This is a genomic window from Bacillus sp. mrc49 (assembly GCF_002803435.1).
The window spans coordinates 19,668-39,697 of sequence record NZ_PHNG01000687.1 but is presented as its reverse complement, the minus strand read 5'-3'; the positions used below and the strand labels follow the sequence as shown (position 1 = coordinate 39,697).

The following is a 20,030-nucleotide window of genomic DNA, read 5'->3' as shown; positions in this document are numbered from 1 at the left end:
TGCTTTTTGTCAACTTAATTCTTTTTCCGTTTCTTGATCTTTTTTGATTCTGCCCGATCCCACGGAAAGTGCCACTAATATGCCCGCTGCAACGAAACAGATACCAGTGACGAAAACACTGGAAAAGGCATCTATCCAAGCGTTTTCGATCGTTTTTATCAGGACGCTGCCAACTTCTGCGGGTACTTTAAGATTCTCGGGATAAAGCATGATGTTGAATAACTTATCCGTTTTATCCGCTAGTGCAGTCAGTGCCTCGTGCAATATCGGATTCTTTTCGCTAACTGCAGCATCATCCATATTTTTCTGTAGGTTATGATTCATGACTGCGTTCAAAATCGTGATGCCCATCGTCCCGCCTATTGATCGGAAGAAGGTAGAGGCCGCCGTGACCGATCCAAGCTGTGACTTAGGAAATTCATTTTGAACGGCAATCATCAATGTCGGCATGACAAGCCCCATTCCGATTCCAAGAACAGCCATGAAGGAATAGGCAGTGTAAATCGTCGTACTGCCATCCATCGTACTCATTAGGAAAAAGCCTAAGGTCGCAATGGCCATTCCAAAGGTAAGCACTGTGCGAAAACGGAATGTTAATAACAACCTTCCGCCTACGATACTGGAAAGAATTAAACCGACCATCATGGGGGTCATGGTCGATCCCGCTTTTGTAGGTGAAACGCCAAGCACTCCTTGCATGAACAGGGGAACGAACATGATCGCCCCGAACATGCCGAGGCCAAGCAGGAATCCGAGAATATTGGTGGTCGCAAAAACACGATTTTTAAAAAGGGCTAAATCAAGGATCGGTTCAACTGCTTTTCTTTCAAAAATGATGAATAGAGCAATGAAGATGATGGTAAAGCCGAAAATCAAGAGAGATTCAAGGGATGCCCATTCGAACTTATCACCACCGAATGTCAAGCCCAATAATAATAGGACAATACCAGGTATCAAGGTGAAGATGCCAAGATAATCAATATTCACTTTCTCCGTTTTATTGATCGACTCATGTTTCAACCCGACATAAATCAGAATGGCGGATAATAACCCTGTCGGCACATTGATGAGGAAGATCCAATGCCAACTGATATGGTCTACGATCACTCCGCCAAGAAAAGGTCCAATGACAGAACTTAACCCGAAGAGGCCACCGAATACTCCTTGCCATTTAGCTCTTTGTTCCGCCGAGAAGATATCGCCGATGATCGTCTGGGATAAAGGCATGATCATTCCGCCTCCTATGCCTTGCAGCCCCCTGTAAATGATCAATTGCTCCATGGAGGTGGCAGTGGCACATAAAAATGAACCAATCGTGAAAATGATCGTACCAAGCAGGTAGAGCGATCGCCTGCCATATAGATCAGAGAGCTTTCCAACAATCGGAACAACAGTCGTTGAAGCTATTAAATAGGCAGTCGTTACCCAAGCGAATATAGTAAAACCATTCAATTGTCCGATAATCGTCGGCATGGCCGTCCCGACTATCGTCTGCTCCAATGAACTGAAAAACATTCCAATAATCAACCCTGTTAAGACAAGCCTGGTATTGACTGCTTTTTTCTCCATTTGCATACCATATCCCCATTCCTCAAACTGTATTCCTTGTGACTGATAGGTCAAAATTATATAGGTGAAATGACCAATTAGTCAATGGTTTTTTTTCGCTAAAAAAATCAAGATTTTCTCCATGTCCCCTTAGTAATTCGGTTGGAAATCGCTAAATCCTTCCTATTGAATATTCCGGCGTGTTTCCATATAACAAATCCGATATAATAAGAAGGAATATAGATGGATCTGGATAGGAAGTGTAAGATATGAATGAAAAAATCGGTTTTATTGGCTGCGGTAAAATGGGGGAGGCCATGCTGGAGGGCGTGTTGCTTGCTGAGGTCGTTTCGTCCGATCGAATCATGGTAAGTACTGCAAGCATGGAATCCATGGCGAAGATCACTTCGAAACATAAGGTTAAGGGCACCATTGATAATGAAGAAGTTGCCGCGTTTGCCGATATTCTCTTTCTTGGGATTCAACCTGCCATGCATAAGCAAGTGCTTGAACAGGTGAAGGGTCATGTAAAAGGAAGCACCGTGATCATTACGATGGCGGCAGGAATCAATATATCCTTAATAGAAAACAGCTTCGGAAGGAAAGTGAAGGTCGTAAGGACGATGCCAAACACTCCCTCCCTTGTGGGTGAGGGCATGACAGCCATAAGCATTAACGATGAAATCACGGATGAGGATATCGCAACTGTAACGGCACTGCTCAATAGCTTTGGAAAAACGGAGATCCTTCATGAGAATTTGATGGATGCAGTGCCTGCCATAAGTGGATCGTCTCCAGCATATGTATACATGTTCATCGAAGCGCTTGCTGATGGCGGGGTTCGTGATGGCATTCCGCGAAAACAAGCATACCGTATGGCAGCACAAGCTGTAATGGGGGCTGCTAAAATGGTTCTTGAAACGGAAAGGCATCCAGCCGCTTTAAAGGATGATGTATGCACTCCAGGCGGTTCAACGATAGCAGCAGTGGCTGCTTTGGAAGAGGCACAGCTTAGATCGGGCATTTTACAAGCAATGAAGGCATGTACGGATAAAGCGAAAGGGATTGGCAAATAAGAGAGTGACGATTGCCCCCCAATGGGCAATCTCCTTTTGATTATCGTTTTCAGAATGTTTGGTCAAAAAAAGGAGGGTGCAGGATGAATCAGTACATAGAGGACTTAAGGAATATATTGACGGATGAGCAAGTATCGGTGAATGAAACGTTATTGGAACAGCATAGTCATGATGAATCGTACCATACACCGCATTTACCTGATGCGGTTATCTATCCAAAGGATACGGCAGAAGTAAGTGCAGTCATGAGGTATGCGAATGACCACGATATTCCTGTCATTCCGTTCGGGTTAGGATCAAGCTTGGAGGGGCATGTCGTTCCAGTTAAAGGAGGGATTTCCCTTGATATGACCTTGATGAATCAAGTTTTGGAAATCAGGGAAAATGATTTTCTCGTTAAGGTGCAGCCGGGCGTGACAAGGACACACCTCAATAAAGAGTTGAAAAAGTATGGACTGTTCTTCTCCGTCGATCCCGGCGCCGATGCGACGCTGGGTGGAATGGCCGCCACGAATGCAAGTGGGACGACCTCGGTCAAATATGGGATAATGCGTGATCAAGTCAGGGACCTGGAAGTCGTACTGGCAAACGGTGAAGTGATCCACACGGGCAGTTTAGCGACAAAATCTTCATCAGGCATTCATTTGAATGGACTGTTTGTAGGATCGGAAGGTACATTAGGTGTTTTTACTGAGCTGACACTAAAGGTATATGGAATCCCTGAAGTCACCATGGCAGGAAGAGCGACGTTCCCGACCGTCGAACAGGCTGTATCTGCGGTCAATGGAATCATGCTTGCAGGAATCCCGATTGCACGAATTGAATTGGTTGATGCAGAATCGATAAAAAAAGTTAATCAATTCATGGATAAAGCCTATGATGTCAGACCTACCTTATTTCTGGAATTTCACGGGAATTTTGCCGGTTTGGAACAAGATGTCCAATTCGCTAAGGAAATAGTAAGTGATTTTGGATGTGGCGATATCCAGTTCGAAATGGATTCAAAAGCACGGAATGCTTTGTGGGAGGCACGCCACAATCTGGCGTATGCCTTCATTCATAGTGCACCGGGCAAGAAACTGATGGTGACCGATGTAAGTGTACCGCTGCATGAATTATCGAATGCCATCTTGGAAACGAGGAAGAAGGTCGAACTTTCCAAAGTGGAGGGAGCGATCGTAGGACATGTAGGTGATGGCAATTACCATGTTTTGTTCATGATCGATCTACAGAACGATGAGGAAGTGAGAGAGGCGAAACGATTAAATGAAGAAATTGTCGAATATGCCCTATCGAAAGGTGGCACTTGTACCGGTGAACACGGTGTCGGGATTGGGAAATCGAAGTATCAGTCAAGGGAGCACGGAGCAGCTTACCAAGTGATGAAAACGATCAAATATGCACTAGACCCGAAAGGAATTATGAATCCAGGTAAAATTTTCGCAGATTAGAAGAGTTTCAGGGTGCTAGATGAGCAGTAATTGGTGAAAGGGCAGACTTGCCGTTCCTATAACCATGTAATATAGAACGGCAAGTCAACTCCAATTACATGTAATTGAACCACATAAGCGTCTAAAAACGGAAAAACGCCTGTAAAAAAAATCCGTCCGAGCAGAAAATCCGCTCCACATCGGAAAAATCCGCCCGTCCGAGCCCATAATTCGACCAACATCGGAAAAAATCGCCCGTTCGAGCCCATAATTCGACCTACATCGAAAAAATCGCCCGTCCGAGCCCATAATTCGCCCTACACCGTGAAAAATCCGCCCGTCCGAGGCCATAATCCGACCTACACCGTGAAAAATCCGCCCGTCCGAGCCCATAATTCGACCAACATCGGAAAAAATCGCCCGTCCGAGCCCATAATTCGACCTATATCGTGAAAAATCCGCCCGTCCGAGCCCATAATCCGCCAAACATCGGAAAAAATCGCCCGTCCGAGCCCATAATCCGACCAACATCGTGAATAATCCGCCCGTCCGAGCCCATAATTCGACCAACATCGGAAAAATCGCCCGTCCGAGCCCATAATTCGCCCTACACCGTGAATAATCCGCCCGTCCGAGCCCATAATTCGACCAAAATCGGAAAAATCACCCGTCCGAGCCAATAATTCGACCAACATCGGAAAAAATCGCCCGTCCGAGCCAATAAATCCGCCCCGCAATGTGAATAATCCGCCCGTCCGAGCCAGTAATTCGACCAACATCGGAAAAAATCCGCCCGTCCGAGCCCATAATTCGACCAACATCGGAAAAATCACCCGTCCGGGCAGGAAAACCGCCCCGCAACGTAATAATCCGTCCGAACGAGTTAATATTTCGCCCAGCATCAGGGATAAACCGGCCCACAGCAAAAAAATCCTGAGATTTCCGAAAAAAACTCCAGACACGGTTTTGTGTCTGGAGGATTCTTTTTTATATTAAGCGTTAATGTTATTTGGGTTTAAAGCATTTTCAACACTCACATAGTTGTAGCCTAAGTCGTTTGCAACTGCTTCGAACGTGATTTCACCGTTCGCCACATTGACTCCTTTAGCAAGGGCATCATTTTCAAGGATCGCTTTAAGAGCTCCTTTGTTTGCGATTTGAAGGGCGAATGGAACCGTTACGTTCGTTAAAGCGACAGTGGATGTTTGAGGCACTGCTCCTGGCATGTTCGCCACTGCGTAATGGACAACTCCATGTTTTACATAAGTAGGGTTATCATGTGTTGTTATGTGGTCAACCGTTTCAAAGATTCCGCCTTGGTCGATTGCAACATCGACGATCACTGAACCTGGAGACATCGACTTAACCATTTCTTCCGTTACGAGCTTTGGAGCTTTGGCACCCGGAATCAGTACAGCGCCAATCACCAAATCAGCATCCTTGACTGCTTCAGCGATGTTATAAGGATTTGAGATAAGCGTAGTCAGCTCATTTCCGAAAATATCATCCAATTGTCGAAGACGGTCGGGGCTTAAGTCAAGAATGGTTACATCTGCGCCTAAACCAATTGCAATCTTAGCTGCGTTGGTCCCAACCATTCCTCCGCCTACAACTGCGACTTTACCGCGTTTCACTCCAGGAACACCGCTTAATAGGATTCCTTTGCCGCCATTATTCTTTTCAAGGAATTGAGCACCGATTTGCGCAGCCATACGGCCTGCCACTTCACTCATTGGCGTCAATAACGGAAGTGTGCGGTTTACTGCAACCGTCTCATAAGCAATGGCCAAGACACCGCTTTCTTTTAGGGCCTGTGCAAGGGCCGGTTCAGCTGCAAGATGTAGATATGTGAAGAGAATTAAATCTTTACGGAAATATTTATACTCAGATGAGATAGGTTCTTTTACTTTCATGATCATGTCTGTACTTGACCAAACGCTAGCGGCGTCCTCGACTATTACTGCACCAGCTTCTTGGTATGATTCATTTGTAAAACTGCTTCCTAGACCAGCGTTCATTTCGATTAATACTTCATGTCCCGCATTCACTAATGCTACAACGCCTGCTGGAGTGATAGCTACACGGTTTTCATTGTTTTTAATCTCTTTCGGAATTCCTATTCTCATCTTAATCCCTCCAATAATATGTTTTACTATTTGTATCACAAGTATAGTTGGAAAAAGAAACAGTTAGTATGTGGAAATCAGAAAAATGAAAAAGGTGTATTTGTGAAATTCCACAAACGCAGATTCAATAAACATGGACTGGCTCGTTGTGAGCCCTTCATTCATATCAATAATGTGACATAATATGACAAAGGGGCTTAACTTTTAACTGTCGATTCTTGAATGCGCTCTAAAATCCGTCTTTTCCTATACAGCATGATACCTGTATCAGCCATATCGGCAATCATGGAGCGATTGGTCATGGCGCCAAAGATCATCCCGGCAATCGGAACGATTTGCAAAAGCTTCTTCCAGCCAAACTGATCACGATATGTATATACGACTTCGCGCCATCCTTGCAGCTCGGAGGCGATTTTTCTCTTTGATTCAGAGTCAGGCAAGTTCATTTTTGACAATTCCTCTAATATGGCCTTTTTTCCAACAACATCCGATGTTGTGAATTGCAGGCATTTGACGATGAAAATCCGTTCTTGACGGTCACGGGGATTGAAGCCATACGTGATGGCGATATCCTGAAGAATCTTGATCGACATGCCGAGAAGAAGGGGAATATCAATGGCCAAGGTGAAGATTCCGCCTATACCGGTGGTGGCTCCTTGAACCGTGGCCAATTTGCTGCCGGAATTTTTAATATCCTGGCTCACGCCATCCATGACATGGAGCGGCAAGCTTGAAACATCATCCAGACCATTAATATTCGTTTCGGGACTTTGGGCTTGAAGCTTAGCCAGGATGTGGGTCTCTTTCGTTAAATACTTTCCGCCGGTCTGAATGTAGCTGCCGATTTCATCGAGCATGATCCCCAATTTATCCTGAATGAAGTCTGGGGTCAACTTATCCAAAAGCTTGAAGGGGAGTCGTCCGATTCGTTCCCAAAACCATAGTCCCTTTTGATCCTTCTCCCATTTTTCGATGGTTCGTAATTCTTTCTCAAGCTCTTCTTTTGTTTCCAGTTTCATAAGACCAACCTTTCCATGCTTCTAGTATCTCCTTAGCAGGCACTATTTCATCAATTTTTCTTGAAATAATCATCATATTGATCCAGTTTAATATTTAGAAAAAGGGACATTTTTTGAATCGGGTCTTTTAGACGGATGGCCCCCACTTCCGATATTCGCTTTAAACGGTAATTCAATGTATTCACATGAATATGAAGCTTTCTCGATGCTTCGTTTGGGTTACAGTCCTTTTCCAAATAAACGGTGAGTGTTTGCAGCAATTCGGTTTGGTTCTTCATATCATATGCTTTTAATTTTAAAATGGCTGGATGGGCATGACGCTGTTTATTGCCTGCAAGCGCTTCAATCATTTGGAACATGCCAAGCTCTTCATAGTGTACGATGAGCTTCATATCATCAGGGAAAATATTCTTCATCCTTAACGTGTATTGTGACTCCTCGTAGCTTGATTTAACATCCAGAAAGTTTTTATACGTATTGCCAGCCGTACCAAGGATATGCTCTACACCGAAGCGCTGTTTCATTTCCAAGATGAAAAATGGAATGAAATCATATATGGATGTAGTGAAAAAAGGACTGTTTTCCTCTGTGGCGCCTGCGAAAAGAATGAGCTTGTTTTGGTCAATGGCAAAGAGGGAACTGTTTATCTTTTGAGTAGTCGTTAGCATGTATGAAATGTATCGTTCCACTTCACGATTGATCTCTTCAGGAAATTCGAATACCATGATCGAAAAAACAACAGGAACATGAAGCGAAAATTTCGTGAAGTTTTCAATTATTTCTGCTTCTTCTTGATAGTGTCCTGTCAACAGGCGCCATAGGAATTCCTGATGACCCGCTTCTTTCCGTTTCTTTTTCAGCTGCAATTGCTGTAACTGATTTTTTGCCTCCTTGGCTGCAAATTGGAGAAAGTCCATATCTTCATCGGAGAACGGCGCATTGACCTCCAAGGCCCAGATGAAACCAAGGACTTCATTATTTTTTCGAATGGAAACCGCAGCCCTATTACCGAGGCCAACATCATTGATGGCCCCGATTTTGATGGGGGCATCCTTTTTCAGTAAAGCAGGGATGATGCCATCTTTCCATAAACTATTGATGACCTTTTCAGGGACCCGTCTTCCGATGATGGTCATTATGCGTGCCTGATCGGTAGTATCATCATGTGTGCTATATGCAAGTAAACGGTGGTTACCGTCCTCGATTGTAATAGGGCAACCTAAAACCGAACTGATTCTATCGGCAAACTCCATCATATCTCCATAAAGGTCTTTAAAAATATCTCTATTTTTTTCGAATTCCTTCATATTTATTTTTGCCCCTCGCTAAAAAAATTCCTTCTCCTTGAATTTTATACGATTTTTATTGAATACGCATGGATTAAATGCATGCGGGGGTTGGTACATAAAACAGAAAATCCCTACCGATGGAAACCGGAAGGGATTTTCTGTTTTTTTAAAATAGGAAATTGATTAGTAAATAAATCAAACCTGCCAATGTTGCAGAAATGGGAATGGTGATGAACCAAGTGATGATCATTCTTTTTGCCGTTCCCCATTTTACGCCTTTAACCCGATGAGCCGATCCTACTCCAAGAATGGAAGAGGAAATAACGTGGGTAGTACTGACGGGCATGTGTATTACGGTCGCGCCGAAAATGATGAAGGCACCGGTTAAATCCGCCGCTACACCATTTACTGGGCGGATCTTCATGATCTTGCCGCCGACGGTTTTGATGATTTTCCATCCACCTACGGAAGTTCCAAGCCCCATTGCTAGCGCACAGGAGAATTGGACCCAGAAGGGGATATCTGAACTTGAAGCATAACCATTCGCAATAAGGGCCATCGTGATGATACCCATCGCTTTTTGGGCATCATTCGTCCCGTGAGTATACGATTGAAGTGCTGCAGTGGCAATCTGTATAGTACGGAATTTTTGGTTTGTTTTCGTCAGATTATTGTTTTTGAAGACAACTTTAAAGATGCTGTATACGATAAACCCGATTGCAAAAGCAATTAGCGGGGAGAAAATCAATGCTTGAAGAATTTTTAGGAATCCTTCCCATCTTATGCCGGCAAAACCAGCTGCAGCAATGGCTGCCCCTGCAATCGAGCCGATCAGTGCGTGGGAGGAACTGCTTGGTATTCCGTAGTACCAAGTGAGTAGGTTCCAAAAAATCGCGGCCAGCAAAGCGGCCAGGATCACATAAGAACCATTAGGAAGCGTGAATGGGTCCACGATATCCTTTGTAATGGTCTTCGCCACGCCAGTAAATGTCATGGCTCCGACGAAGTTCATGATGGCGGCCATGATGATGGCATGGCGGGGCTTCATGGCCTTTGTTGAAACGGCAGTCGCTATAGCGTTGGCTGTATCATGAAATCCATTGATGAAGTCAAATGCTAAAGCAAAGAAAACGATTAATATTGTCAGAATTAATAAAGTATCCATTTATTTGGGGTACTCCTTAGGCGTTTTTCATTATGATTGTTTCAAGTGTATTGGCCACCGCTTGACAGTGATCGGCGATTTCTTCCAGGCTTTCGTAAATTTCTTTATATTGGATGATTCTGATTGGATCTTTTTCAACTGTAAACAGGTTTTTGATCGATTGACGTTGAATTCCGTCACAAACAGATTCAAGATCTTTTATTTTAATTGCATTCTCACGAATCATTGGTAATTTTTTTGTCGAGAGAGTATCTACAGCTGTTTCGATTTCATACGTACATTCCTTGATTGCATCAACAAACTTCAGCATATACTCGTCTGCATTGACGATCGAGTACATTTCGAATAATGCGGAACAGTGCTCCAAACCATCAATGACATCATCCATTCTCATGGTTAATTCAAGGATATCCTCCCGTTCGATAGGAGTGATGAAAGCGTTGTTCAACTCTTTGATCACGTTATGGACCATTGAATCGCCTTTATGCTCATAATCTTTCATCTTATCTGAAAATACTTTTAGATCGGAGATGTTTTTCAGCTTATAATCCGCGAAATAGTCAGCACCTTCTTTAAGGTTTTGAGCGATGTTGAAAAGCATTACTGCGAATTTGTCTTTTTTTGATTTAAAAGCCATGTTGAAGCCTCCCAATTATTCATGCAATTTACGCACCTTAGTCGTACGCTTAGTATTAACAAGTTGATTGTAACGAATTCATATACATTCAGGGAAGGTTTTTCGACGAAAATTTACAAAATCTTAATAAAACTTTACATGAGAAAACAAGGATAAGTAAAAAATGGGAACCAATTACACTTATTAAGCGGAAACCGATGTAAAAAAGCCTCTCCGGAAGGAAAGGCTGACGATGTTATAAAAACAGGGCAATAATATAATAAATCATACCGGCTAATGAAGCGGAGATGGGCAATGTTATGAACCATGTGATTAACATGCTTTTAGCCGTTCCCCATTTTACCCCCTTTATTCTGTGTGCAGAACCGACCCCAAGGATGGATGAAGAAATGACATGTGTCGTGCTGACAGGCATGTGCAGGAAGGTAGCACCGAAAATGATCGCCGCTCCTGTCATATCGGCTGCGACTCCGTTAACCGGTCGAATTTTCATGATTTTCCCACCGACGGTTTTAATGATTTTCCAGCCTCCGATTGATGTTCCAAGCGCCATGGCTATTGCACAGGATAATTGGACCCAGAAAGGGACTTCGGAATTAGTGGAATACCCGTTAGCAATTAAAGCCATGGTGATGATACCCATGGATTTTTGTGCATCATTCGTTCCGTGTGTATAGGATTGAACGGCCGCCGTGAGAATTTGTATTCTTCTGAATCGCTTGTTGGTCTTTCCTAAATTGTTGTTCTTGAAAATCACCTTGAAGATGCTGTATACAATGAATCCAAGTGTAAAAGCAAGGATGGGTGAAAGAATCAAGGCTTGGACAATCTTGGTGAATCCGCTCCATTTAATCGCATCGAACCCACTGGCGACAATGGCCGCCCCGGCTATTGAACCGATTATCGCATGAGAAGAGCTGCTTGGAATGCCAAAATACCAGGTCACCAAGTTCCAAGTTATTGCTGAAAGAAGCGCAGCCAAAATGACATAAGAACCGTTGTTCAATGTGAATGGATCCACAATATCCTTCGTAATCGTATGTGCCACACCTGTAAAGGTCAGTGCCCCTAATAAATTCATGGCTGCAGCCATGATGATGGCGTGGCGCGGCTTAAGCGCCTTGGTTGACACAGCTGTAGCGATGGCGTTCGCCGTATCATGAAATCCATTGATAAAGTCAAAGACCAAAGCAAAAACGATAATTAACGCGGTTAAGATGAAAATGCTACTCATACATGGAAGACTCCCTTAATATTCAAATATGTAAAAATTGAATTTGGATTGTAAACGCTGAAAGGTTTGTTCTGCAACTCCTCATTATTTAGAATGGGGGTTTTACGTTTGATTATTCTTTAAAAAGCGCACCTTCTTTAACTTGTTTTTAAACAACTATTCAATTGTAACGAATTTCTTATCTATAAGGATAGATGTTTGGTCATTTTTTTACAAAATATTTAATTTAGTGAAGGAATAAATGTGTGATTTTTCCTTTTATCTGGTGGATTTTCATTTTAACGGAAACGAAAATACGAGGCTTATGGTTAGAAATAGGAGAAAGGGAGTTGTATAATTGGTAAATAAAAGTATGGGGGAATGTAGATGATTTCAAACATTGGGGAAACGATCACTTTACATAATGGGGTTAAGATGCCGCAACTGGGTTTTGGTGTTTTCAAGGTGAAGAATGGCAATGAAACGGTTGCTTCCGTCAAGAAAGCAATTGAAGTGGGTTATCGTGCGATTGATACAGCAGCCATTTATGAAAATGAAGAAGGGGTTGGACAGGCAATCTCTGAGTGCGGAGTTCCCCGTGAAGAGCTGTTCATTACATCTAAAGTGTGGAATACGGAGCAAGGATACGACACTACGCTTCAGGCATTTGATGATAGCTTGAAACGCCTTGGTTTGGAATACTTGGATTTATATTTGATCCATTGGCCGGGCAAAGACAAGTACTTGGATACATGGAAGGCTTTGGAAAAGCTTTATAAGGATGGAAAAGTGAGATCGATCGGTGTGAGTAATTTCCATGTTCACCATTTGGAAAATTTACTGGCGAATTGTGAAGTGAAACCAGTCGTCAATCAAATCGAATTGCATCCCCTTTTGACTCAGAGTGAAATCCGTAATTACTGTGAAAAGAATGAAATCAAGGTGGAAGCATGGAGCCCGCTAGGCAGGGGGAATCTATTGGAAGAACCGACGATTAACCATATTGCGAAAAAGCATGGGAAAAGCCCAGCGCAAGTGCTGATTAGATGGCATCTACAACATGATATCGTCGTTATACCGAAATCGATCACACCGGCCCGTATCGAGGAGAATGCCCAGGTGTTTGACTTTTCTTTGAGCCTTAACGAAATGAATCAAGTTGATTCCTTGAACAAAAATGAACGGTTCGGAAGCAATCCGGATGAGGTTTTGTTTTAAATACGGCGGAAATCAGAGGCTGTCCCACTAAGTGGGTTTCCTTACCTGACTGCAGACAAACTCGAGAATAATGGAGTTTGTCTGCAGTTTTTTTAGGTTTTAGCAGTTCATTACATTCGATTTGGAACTCCGGAATTCCAAATGCCCACAGTATTTGAATCTTGGACTTTGAACGTTCGTATCACTGCAGGCACTTATCCAGGAGCCAGGCGAGGGAAGGCTCCCAAAACTTCTATGCCGGAAAGGGAGGGATGTACCCAAAGGTAGGGCATCCTCTTTCTTTTATGTAGGGACATATTTGAGGCAGTTCCTGCTTATACTAATTATGTGACAGAATTAAGCGTAATATATACCCGTTCATTCCTTCTAATAACCTTGTTTTTATTGCCAAATATATTTTAAAGAAATTAGGTTTTAGATTATAGAAACGGGGAAAATAATGAGTACAGCGGCAAACAAAAAGAAAACACACTAACATCGAGGAGCGCCAATCAGTTCCGCAGGGCTATAGCTAGCTAACTTTACCCACTAATTTAAAACAGTCACATTCATTAAAGAGTGTGCAAAATTGGCATCATACCATTTGAGTGTAAAGGTAAAGAACTGGATGGGCAGGACTTAACGTAAAGAGATTTCTTGAGTCTGCTGGAAAAAACAACTAATTTGAAGGAGGAAATATATTATGGGATTTTTATGGTCATTAATTATCGGAGGTATCATTGGTTGGTTAGCAGGTATGATCGTTGGACGTGACGTACCATTTGGAATTATCGGTAACATCATTGCAGGTTTTGTCGGTGCTTGGTTAGGTTCATTAATTCTTGGAACTTGGGGACCTTCAGTAGCAGACTTCGCTATCATTCCAGCATTGATTGGTGCAATCGTATTTGTCTTCATCTTAAGCCTTATCTTAAAAGGCATGAGAAAAGCTTCATAATATAAAAAATAAAGCTGGCCCAAGCGGCCAGCTATTTTTTTGTCCATTTATGATGAAAAGTCTTTGCAAAGGGTATTGCTCGCCTGCTTAGATGAATGGGCTGAACATCGTTCTGTGGTGGAACGTTTTTTTTTCCATTAAAGGTTCCTTCCATCAAATATTTCAGGTTTATCCAAGAATGGCGCTTCTATTGTCATTTTTTCTTCGGAAATCGGGTGGGTGAATTCGATTTTTCGTGCATGCAGCGCTTGGCGGTGAAAGGTTCTTTTGCCTCCATACAATGTATCGCCTGCCAACGGATGATTCAAATGGCTGAAATGAACCCTGATTTGGTGCGTTCGCCCGCTTTCCAATGTGCAGCTGACAAGTGACAAGTTACTTTTGGAATCGTGATTGAGAACCCGGTAATGGGTGATGGCAGTCTGGCCGGTCGGTGACACTCTGCGTCTCGTTGCATGATGGCGGTCCCTGCCAATTTTCTCATTGATTTTTCCTTCCTTCTTATGAAGAGTTCCCTCGACTAAAGCTACATACGTCCGTTTGATTTCCCTTTCTTCCAACATTCTATCAAGCATTGACCCGATCAGGCGGTTTTTGGCAAAAAGGACTGCTCCTGTCGTATCTTTATCAAGCCTATGTATATGCTTGATCATACAGGTCTGCCCGGTTTGTTGAAGATAGTAGGCGACTCCATTGATGAGGGAATGGCTTTCACCAGGCTGAGACGGGTGTGTATCGATGCCAGCCGGTTTATTGGCTACCAGCAACCATTCATCCTCATATAAAATCGGAATGTCTAAGTTAGTCGCTTGAACGGTTTCATTTTCAGCGGCATCCATTAATGGGATGCTGAGCAGATCTCCTTGCTGTAGGATGGTGGACCATATCGCAGTCCTGCCGTTCAGCATCACTTCTTTACTCATTCTCCATTCATGAACCAGCTTCTTTGGGGCCTTCCATCGTTCCTTAAAGAGTTTTTCCAGCGATAGTCCATTCCAATTTTCCAGGACTTTTATGAACATACTTTGATTTTTTGTATTAAAATCTTCCATGGCAATTCCTACTTTCGGCTTATTTGGTTGAGATTAAATGAAAAATGAATATAATAATTACAGGTAAGATATAAAAAAAGTAACAAAGGACCTATTGTCAAGATTGTGGTGGTGGAAATTACCACATATTTTTTACAATTTTTATGTTATTCTATTGAGAAAGAAATCGCTCGTCCTAGAATATACATATATTAGATAGGTCTAACGGATCTGAAAAAAGGTGGTTTTTTTATTGAAGACGGTCTTTTCTTCAACAGAAGAACAAGAACAAGAAATAGCGAGTCTCGTTTCGAGATTCTACGAAACTGTATTTCCAAAATACTTTACCAAAAGTGAAATTCTTCATTTTCGGAAGATAGGCGTTTTAGAGCGCAATCGCAGCAGCAGTAGGTTTACCTATCTGGGCACCTTAAGGGATGCTTTTCAAGTAATGACCTGCCTGCATGTACTCCTATCCATATTGGGCAAACAGCAGGCAGAAGAATGGATGAATCCCGATTCGGCGGAATTGTTCCAACATAACATAACGTTATTAAATGAATACGGAATCTTTTTCCCTTTTTATTATGACCATTTTTCAAATATGAACCAAGAAGCGAGTAATGATTTGCAAATGATGGATGCCCAAGTGGCGAATCAATATTTAGTATAAGCCCAAAAAAATGAGCAGGCTATAACGGGAGAAGCATTTTCCGTCAGGGCCGGCTCATTTCTTCATTAATTAATGTCGTTGTCTTCGAACCACTTCTTGAAGGTTTCCTCTTCTTTAAATCCAACGATCCGTTCTTGTTCCTGTCCATTTTTATAATGGACGATGGTCGGGGTATCCTTGATGCCATAATCGCTCCATCCTTGCTCAAATTCCAAAAGATTATATTGAACAAGATCGATTCCCAGTTTTTCCGCCAACGGCGCTACGATCGGAGTGGTCTTTTCACTATAACCGTTTTTAGGGCTGTAGTAATAAACAGTCACGTCTTTATTGTCTTGGAGGTCTTGCTCCAATTCCTGGGGCAGTATCAAGTTTTGATAATTGGGATCATCCAGCTGATCGACAGTGGCAGGGTCAAGTTTATCCTTGCCGTAGGGATTTCCTTTTGATTTTTCTTCTTTTTTCATAGTTGTCAAAACGCCCATCAGGACAAATAAAGCAACGATTATCACTAAAATAATAGCCATTTTCTTCATTAAGCTGCAACCTCCTTGGATCTTGTCCAGACGATGTAACTGCATATGGTGACGAATGCAGTCAAGGCTAGGAACGGGTCGGTAATGAAACCGGACACGTTCATGTATTTTCCTCTGCAGGTGCTCCTTCAGCATGCAGAGGTATGGTCAGAAATTAATGATACGTGCAAATCCACGCATCGATTCGAATAACATGATCCAATGATTTTTTCTAATGATTGCAATTCCTAAAAAAGGATACTATGATGATTCGCGGGACCAATAAAGAGCATACAGATCGTTGCACTTTTTTTAAAAAATGGAAGCTTTGAAACATCGCACAGATGGATGCAGCTCAGGCTAAGATTTACCCGTTTTTTTTTCTGCGGTTTGGCTCGTGCCTGGTGCCTCTTCCCCATCTCTTTTTGCCCTCAAGAAAAGTATAGTATGTATGGATGGGGTCTGTAAAATATATATTCTTTTTCGGGGGAGATTAGCCAGGTGAATTCGAGATACATGGATAGGTACAGTTGTTTTAATTTTTGGATAAGGGGTATAATTCTTATGGAAGAGATTAAAGGAGTTTGAGGAAAATGCCTAATTTGGACTTGCATAAATATGAAAAAATAATGGAAATACGTAACATGAAACTAGAAGACATAGATGAAATAATCGTTTTGCAATCGAGTTGCTTTCCAGGAATGGTTCCTTGGAAGCGGGAACAGCTAGAGAGTCATCTGGAAATTTTCCCCGAAGGGCAATTCGTTGCTGAATATGATGGAAAAGTGATTGGGTCATGCTCGAGCCTCATTATTAATTTTGACGAATATGATGATCGCCATACATGGGACGATGTAACGGATAATGGATATATCACGAATCATAATCCGGACGGGTATAATTTATATGGAATCGAGGTCATGGTCCATCCAAATTTCCGCAGGATGAAAATCGGCCAAAGGCTGTATGATTCAAGAAAAGAACTCGTTGCGCAGCTGAACTTGAAAAGCATCATCATCGGCGGCAGGATACCTAATTACCATAAACATGCTGATGAGCTTTTACCAAGGGAATATGTGAAAGAAGTACAGTTGCATAAAATATATGACCCAGTACTTTCATTCCAGCTGTTAAATGGATTCACGCTCATGAGGATCAATCCGAATTACCTACCGGATGACCTGCAATCGAATAAGTACGCCACGCTCATGGAGTGGAATAATGTCGATTACCAGCCGAAATCCAAACGTTATTATAAAACATCCGAACCTGTAAGGATATGTGTGGTGCAGTATATGCTGCGCAAAATCGATTCCTTTGATGACTTCGCCAATCAAGTCGAGTATTTCACTGACGTAGCTTCGGATGCCAATGCCGATTTCGCGGTATTCCCGGAATTGTTCACCACCCAGCTCATGTCATTCTTGAATGAAAGATCGCCAAGCTTGGCTGTAAGGAAGCTATCCGATTTCACGGAGCAGTATATTGAATTGTTCACCACTCTAGCTGTAAGGTATAATATCAATATCATCGGAGGTTCTCATTTCGTGAAAGAGGACGATGATAACATTTATAATATAGCTTATTTATTCCGTCGTGACGGGACGATCGAAAAGCAATATAAGATTCATATCACACCGAATGAAAAAAAATGGTGGGGGATCAACGCCGGTGACCGGGTTCGTGTCTTCGATACGGATTGCGGGAAAATTGCGATACAAATTTGTTATGATATTGAGTTTCCGGAGCTTGCCCGAATCGCAACCGACATGGGAGCCAAAATTATCTTCACGCCATTTTGTACGGAAGACAGGCAAGGTTATTTGCGCGTTCGCTATTGTGCCCAGGCCCGTGCCGTCGAAAATCAAATTTATACCGTCATTTCCGGAACGGTCGGCAATTTGCCGCAAACGGAAAATATGGATATCCAATATGCCCAATCGGGTATTTTTGCTCCATCGGACTTCGAATTTGCCCGTGATGGCATAGTCGGGGAAACGAGCCCGAACTTGGAGATGGTCCTGATCGGCGATGTTGATCTGGAAATACTACGACGAGAAAGACAGTCGGGTACGGTAAGGCAATTGAAAGATCGCCGCCATGACATATACAAGCTACACTATCAAAAAGGTGAAAAATAAACGGTTAAAGAGCTCGTGATGAGAAGTTACGCTTCGTGTGTTTCCTCTCATTTCGAGCCTTTACTTCATTTATTGGAAAAAATGTGATAATTTTGTATATGTAAGCCAGATACATAACACATAAAAAAAGCGTTTGGAGGAGATGTTGGAGATGGACTGGAAGACGTTATACACCAAATGGGCAGGGTACCAGAACTTAAATGGGGAATTACGTGTCCTCCTTGAGGAAATGCAGCGGGATGAAGCGAAGCTGGAAGATGCCTTTTATAAAAACTTAGAGTTTGGGACAGGCGGCATGCGCGGGGAAATCGGAGCTGGAACAAACAGGATGAACCTTTATACGGTTAGGAAGGCTACGGCTGGATTAGCTCAATTCATCACGTCGTTTGGGGATGATGCAAAAGGAAGAGGGGCTGTGATCGCTTATGATTCAAGGCACAAGTCCCCTGAATTTGCGCTTGAAGCAGCTAAAACATTAGGGACATTTGGAGTGAAGGCTTATTTATTCGATGAGCTGCGCCCGACTCCCGAATTATCCTTTGCTGTTCGCGAGTTGAATGCATTTGCTGGAATCGTCATCACGGCAAGCCACAATCCGCCTGAATATAATGGATACAAGGTTTATGGTCAAGATGGGGCACAACTGACGCCAGAAGCTGCGGATCAAGTGATCGGCTATGTGAATGGGATTGAAAGTGAGCTTGATATTCACGTAGAAGAAGTTGAATTCCTAAAAGAGAAGGGCCTTATTGAAATCGTAGGTGAGGAATTGGATGCGGCCTACAATAGGGAGTTGCTGACAGTTCCCGAGAATGCTGAGCTGGCAGAGGAAATCGATGTGTCTATCGTTTTTACGCCGCTTCATGGAACGGCAAATAAATCAGTCAGGAGGGCTCTGCAAAGCTTAGGCTATCAAAATTTACATATCGTTAAGGAGCAGGAGCTGCCCGATCCCGATTTTTCGACAGTCAAGTCCCCAAACCCCGAGGAACCAGCTGCATTTGAAATGGCGATCGAGCTCGGAAACAAAGTAGAGGCGGACATATTGATTGCAACGGACCCGGATGCCGACCGATTGGGAATTGCCGTGAAAAACGAATCCGGCCAATATGTTGTCCTTACGGGAAATCAAACTGGGGCCCTTTTCCTTGATTATTTACTTGCCCAGAAAAAAGAAAAAGGGGAGATTCCAGCAAACGGAGTCATCTTGAAAACGATCGTCACCTCGGAAATAGGCAGGGCGATTGCAAAATCCTACGGCCTGCATACAGTTGACGTTCTTACAGGTTTTAAGTTCATCGCCGAGAAAATCCAGCAATATAATGAAAGCGGGGAACACAGCTTTTTATTCGGATATGAAGAGTCGTACGGTTATCTGATTAAAGACTTTGCCCGTGATAAAGATGCCATTCAAGCGTCCATACTCGCTGTAGAGGTTTGTGCTCATTATAAAAAACAAGGGCTCACTCTTTATGAAGGGTTATTGAACGTGTTCGAAAAATATGGCTTTTACCTTGAGGGGCTGCGCTCATTGACGCTGAAGGGAATCGAGGGTTCGAAACAAATTTCTGGAATATTGAATCAATTCCGCCAAAACCCTCCTGCACAAATTGCCGGCAGCCGAGTAATCACAGTGGAAGATTATCAGAGCAGTAAGAAGTTAACATTGCCTTCAAATGCCGAAGAAGCGATCGAGCTTCCTAAATCCAACGTATTGAAGTATTTTCTCGAAGATGGCACATGGGTATGCCTTCGCCCTTCTGGCACGGAACCGAAAATTAAATTTTATTTTGGCGTTCAAGGTAAGTCAATGCCGGAAGCTGAAACCAAGTTATCGGCAGTGATGACGAATTTCATGAGCCAGATAGAAGCATTAGTTTAAGAAAACACAATGTAATCATTCAGTTATCCATACAGACTGTAGACAAACTCAAGAACTATGGAGTTTTGTCTATAGTTTTTTTGTGGTTATGTAATTTATCCGTTCATTTTCACTCTGAGCGATCATGAAT

At 42.8% G+C, this 20,030-nt stretch carries 17 protein-coding genes; 7 read left to right on the top strand and 10 right to left on the bottom strand.

Annotated elements, in window-relative coordinates; all coding sequences use genetic code 11:
* Positions 1-9 precede the first annotated feature (9 nt).
* Positions 10-1,575, bottom strand: coding sequence for an MDR family MFS transporter (locus CVN76_RS11070; RefSeq protein WP_100531278.1), 1,566 nt, complete (start codon positions 1,573-1,575; stop codon positions 10-12).
* A gap of 242 nt (positions 1,576-1,817) precedes the next feature.
* On the opposite strand from CVN76_RS11070, the gene proC reads away from it, so the two are divergent.
* Both proC and CVN76_RS11060 read left to right on the top strand, forming a co-directional pair.
* Positions 1,818-2,624, top strand: a complete 807-nt coding sequence (proC, locus tag CVN76_RS11065; RefSeq protein ID WP_100531277.1) for a pyrroline-5-carboxylate reductase — start codon at positions 1,818-1,820, stop codon at positions 2,622-2,624.
* Positions 2,625-2,707: 83 nt separating this feature from the next.
* On the top strand, positions 2,708-4,075 hold the full coding sequence (locus CVN76_RS11060) for an FAD-binding oxidoreductase (RefSeq protein WP_100531276.1): 1,368 nt from the start codon (positions 2,708-2,710) through the stop codon (positions 4,073-4,075).
* 338 nt (positions 4,076-4,413) lie between these two features.
* Here CVN76_RS11060 and CVN76_RS11055 read toward each other — a convergent pair whose 3' ends face one another.
* From CVN76_RS11055 to CVN76_RS11025, 7 genes are all read right to left on the bottom strand, one after another.
* Positions 4,414-4,875, bottom strand: a complete 462-nt coding sequence (locus CVN76_RS11055; RefSeq protein ID WP_157805642.1) for a hypothetical protein — start codon at positions 4,873-4,875, stop codon at positions 4,414-4,416.
* Between the two features lie 171 nt (positions 4,876-5,046).
* Entirely contained in the window at positions 5,047-6,180 is a 1,134-nt protein-coding gene (gene ald / locus CVN76_RS11050; protein ID WP_061143265.1) for an alanine dehydrogenase, read from the bottom strand.
* Between the two features lie 197 nt (positions 6,181-6,377).
* Positions 6,378-7,199: an EcsC family protein gene (locus CVN76_RS11045; RefSeq protein ID WP_100531274.1), complete on the bottom strand. Its 822-nt coding sequence runs from the start codon at positions 7,197-7,199 to the stop codon at positions 6,378-6,380.
* 50 nt (positions 7,200-7,249) lie between these two features.
* Positions 7,250-8,506 carry a PucR family transcriptional regulator gene (locus tag CVN76_RS11040; RefSeq protein ID WP_100531273.1) on the bottom strand — a complete coding sequence of 419 codons (1,257 nt, stop codon included), beginning with the start codon at positions 8,504-8,506 and terminating at the stop codon, positions 7,250-7,252.
* Between the two features lie 148 nt (positions 8,507-8,654).
* Positions 8,655-9,653, bottom strand: a complete 999-nt coding sequence (locus CVN76_RS11035) for an inorganic phosphate transporter (protein ID WP_100531272.1) — start codon at positions 9,651-9,653, stop codon at positions 8,655-8,657.
* 16 nt (positions 9,654-9,669) lie between these two features.
* On the bottom strand, positions 9,670-10,290 hold the full coding sequence (locus CVN76_RS11030) for a DUF47 domain-containing protein (protein ID WP_061143261.1): 621 nt from the start codon (positions 10,288-10,290) through the stop codon (positions 9,670-9,672).
* A 235-nt stretch (positions 10,291-10,525) separates the two neighbouring features.
* Positions 10,526-11,524, bottom strand: coding sequence for an inorganic phosphate transporter (locus tag CVN76_RS11025; protein WP_061143260.1), 999 nt, complete (start codon positions 11,522-11,524; stop codon positions 10,526-10,528).
* 366 nt (positions 11,525-11,890) lie between these two features.
* On the opposite strand from CVN76_RS11025, the gene CVN76_RS11020 reads away from it, so the two are divergent.
* Positions 11,891-12,721: an aldo/keto reductase gene (locus CVN76_RS11020; RefSeq protein ID WP_100531271.1), complete on the top strand. Its 831-nt coding sequence runs from the start codon at positions 11,891-11,893 to the stop codon at positions 12,719-12,721.
* Positions 12,722-13,403: 682 nt separating this feature from the next.
* Positions 13,404-13,658: a GlsB/YeaQ/YmgE family stress response membrane protein gene (locus CVN76_RS11015; protein ID WP_180319977.1), complete on the top strand. Its 255-nt coding sequence runs from the start codon at positions 13,404-13,406 to the stop codon at positions 13,656-13,658.
* A 137-nt stretch (positions 13,659-13,795) separates the two neighbouring features.
* On the opposite strand, the gene CVN76_RS11010 is transcribed toward CVN76_RS11015, so the two are convergent.
* A complete protein-coding gene (locus CVN76_RS11010) occupies positions 13,796-14,710 on the bottom strand; it encodes an RluA family pseudouridine synthase (RefSeq protein ID WP_232732179.1) in 915 nt (304 codons plus the stop codon).
* A 232-nt stretch (positions 14,711-14,942) separates the two neighbouring features.
* Between CVN76_RS11010 and CVN76_RS11005 the strand changes: the two genes are divergently transcribed.
* Positions 14,943-15,362 carry a DUF5365 family protein gene (locus CVN76_RS11005; protein ID WP_100531270.1) on the top strand — a complete coding sequence of 140 codons (420 nt, stop codon included), beginning with the start codon at positions 14,943-14,945 and terminating at the stop codon, positions 15,360-15,362.
* 65 nt (positions 15,363-15,427) lie between these two features.
* On the opposite strand, the gene CVN76_RS11000 is transcribed toward CVN76_RS11005, so the two are convergent.
* The gene (locus CVN76_RS11000) at positions 15,428-15,898 is read right to left on the bottom strand and encodes a thioredoxin family protein (RefSeq protein WP_100531269.1); all 471 of its coding nucleotides are present in this window, start codon (positions 15,896-15,898) and stop codon (positions 15,428-15,430) included.
* A gap of 572 nt (positions 15,899-16,470) precedes the next feature.
* On the opposite strand from CVN76_RS11000, the gene CVN76_RS10995 reads away from it, so the two are divergent.
* Complete coding sequence (locus tag CVN76_RS10995; protein ID WP_061143256.1) at positions 16,471-18,018, top strand: bifunctional GNAT family N-acetyltransferase/carbon-nitrogen hydrolase family protein; 1,548 nt, start codon at positions 16,471-16,473, stop codon at positions 18,016-18,018.
* A 151-nt stretch (positions 18,019-18,169) separates the two neighbouring features.
* Positions 18,170-19,900, top strand: a complete 1,731-nt coding sequence (locus tag CVN76_RS10990; RefSeq protein WP_100531268.1) for a phospho-sugar mutase — start codon at positions 18,170-18,172, stop codon at positions 19,898-19,900.
* Positions 19,901-20,030: the final 130 nt, after the last annotated feature.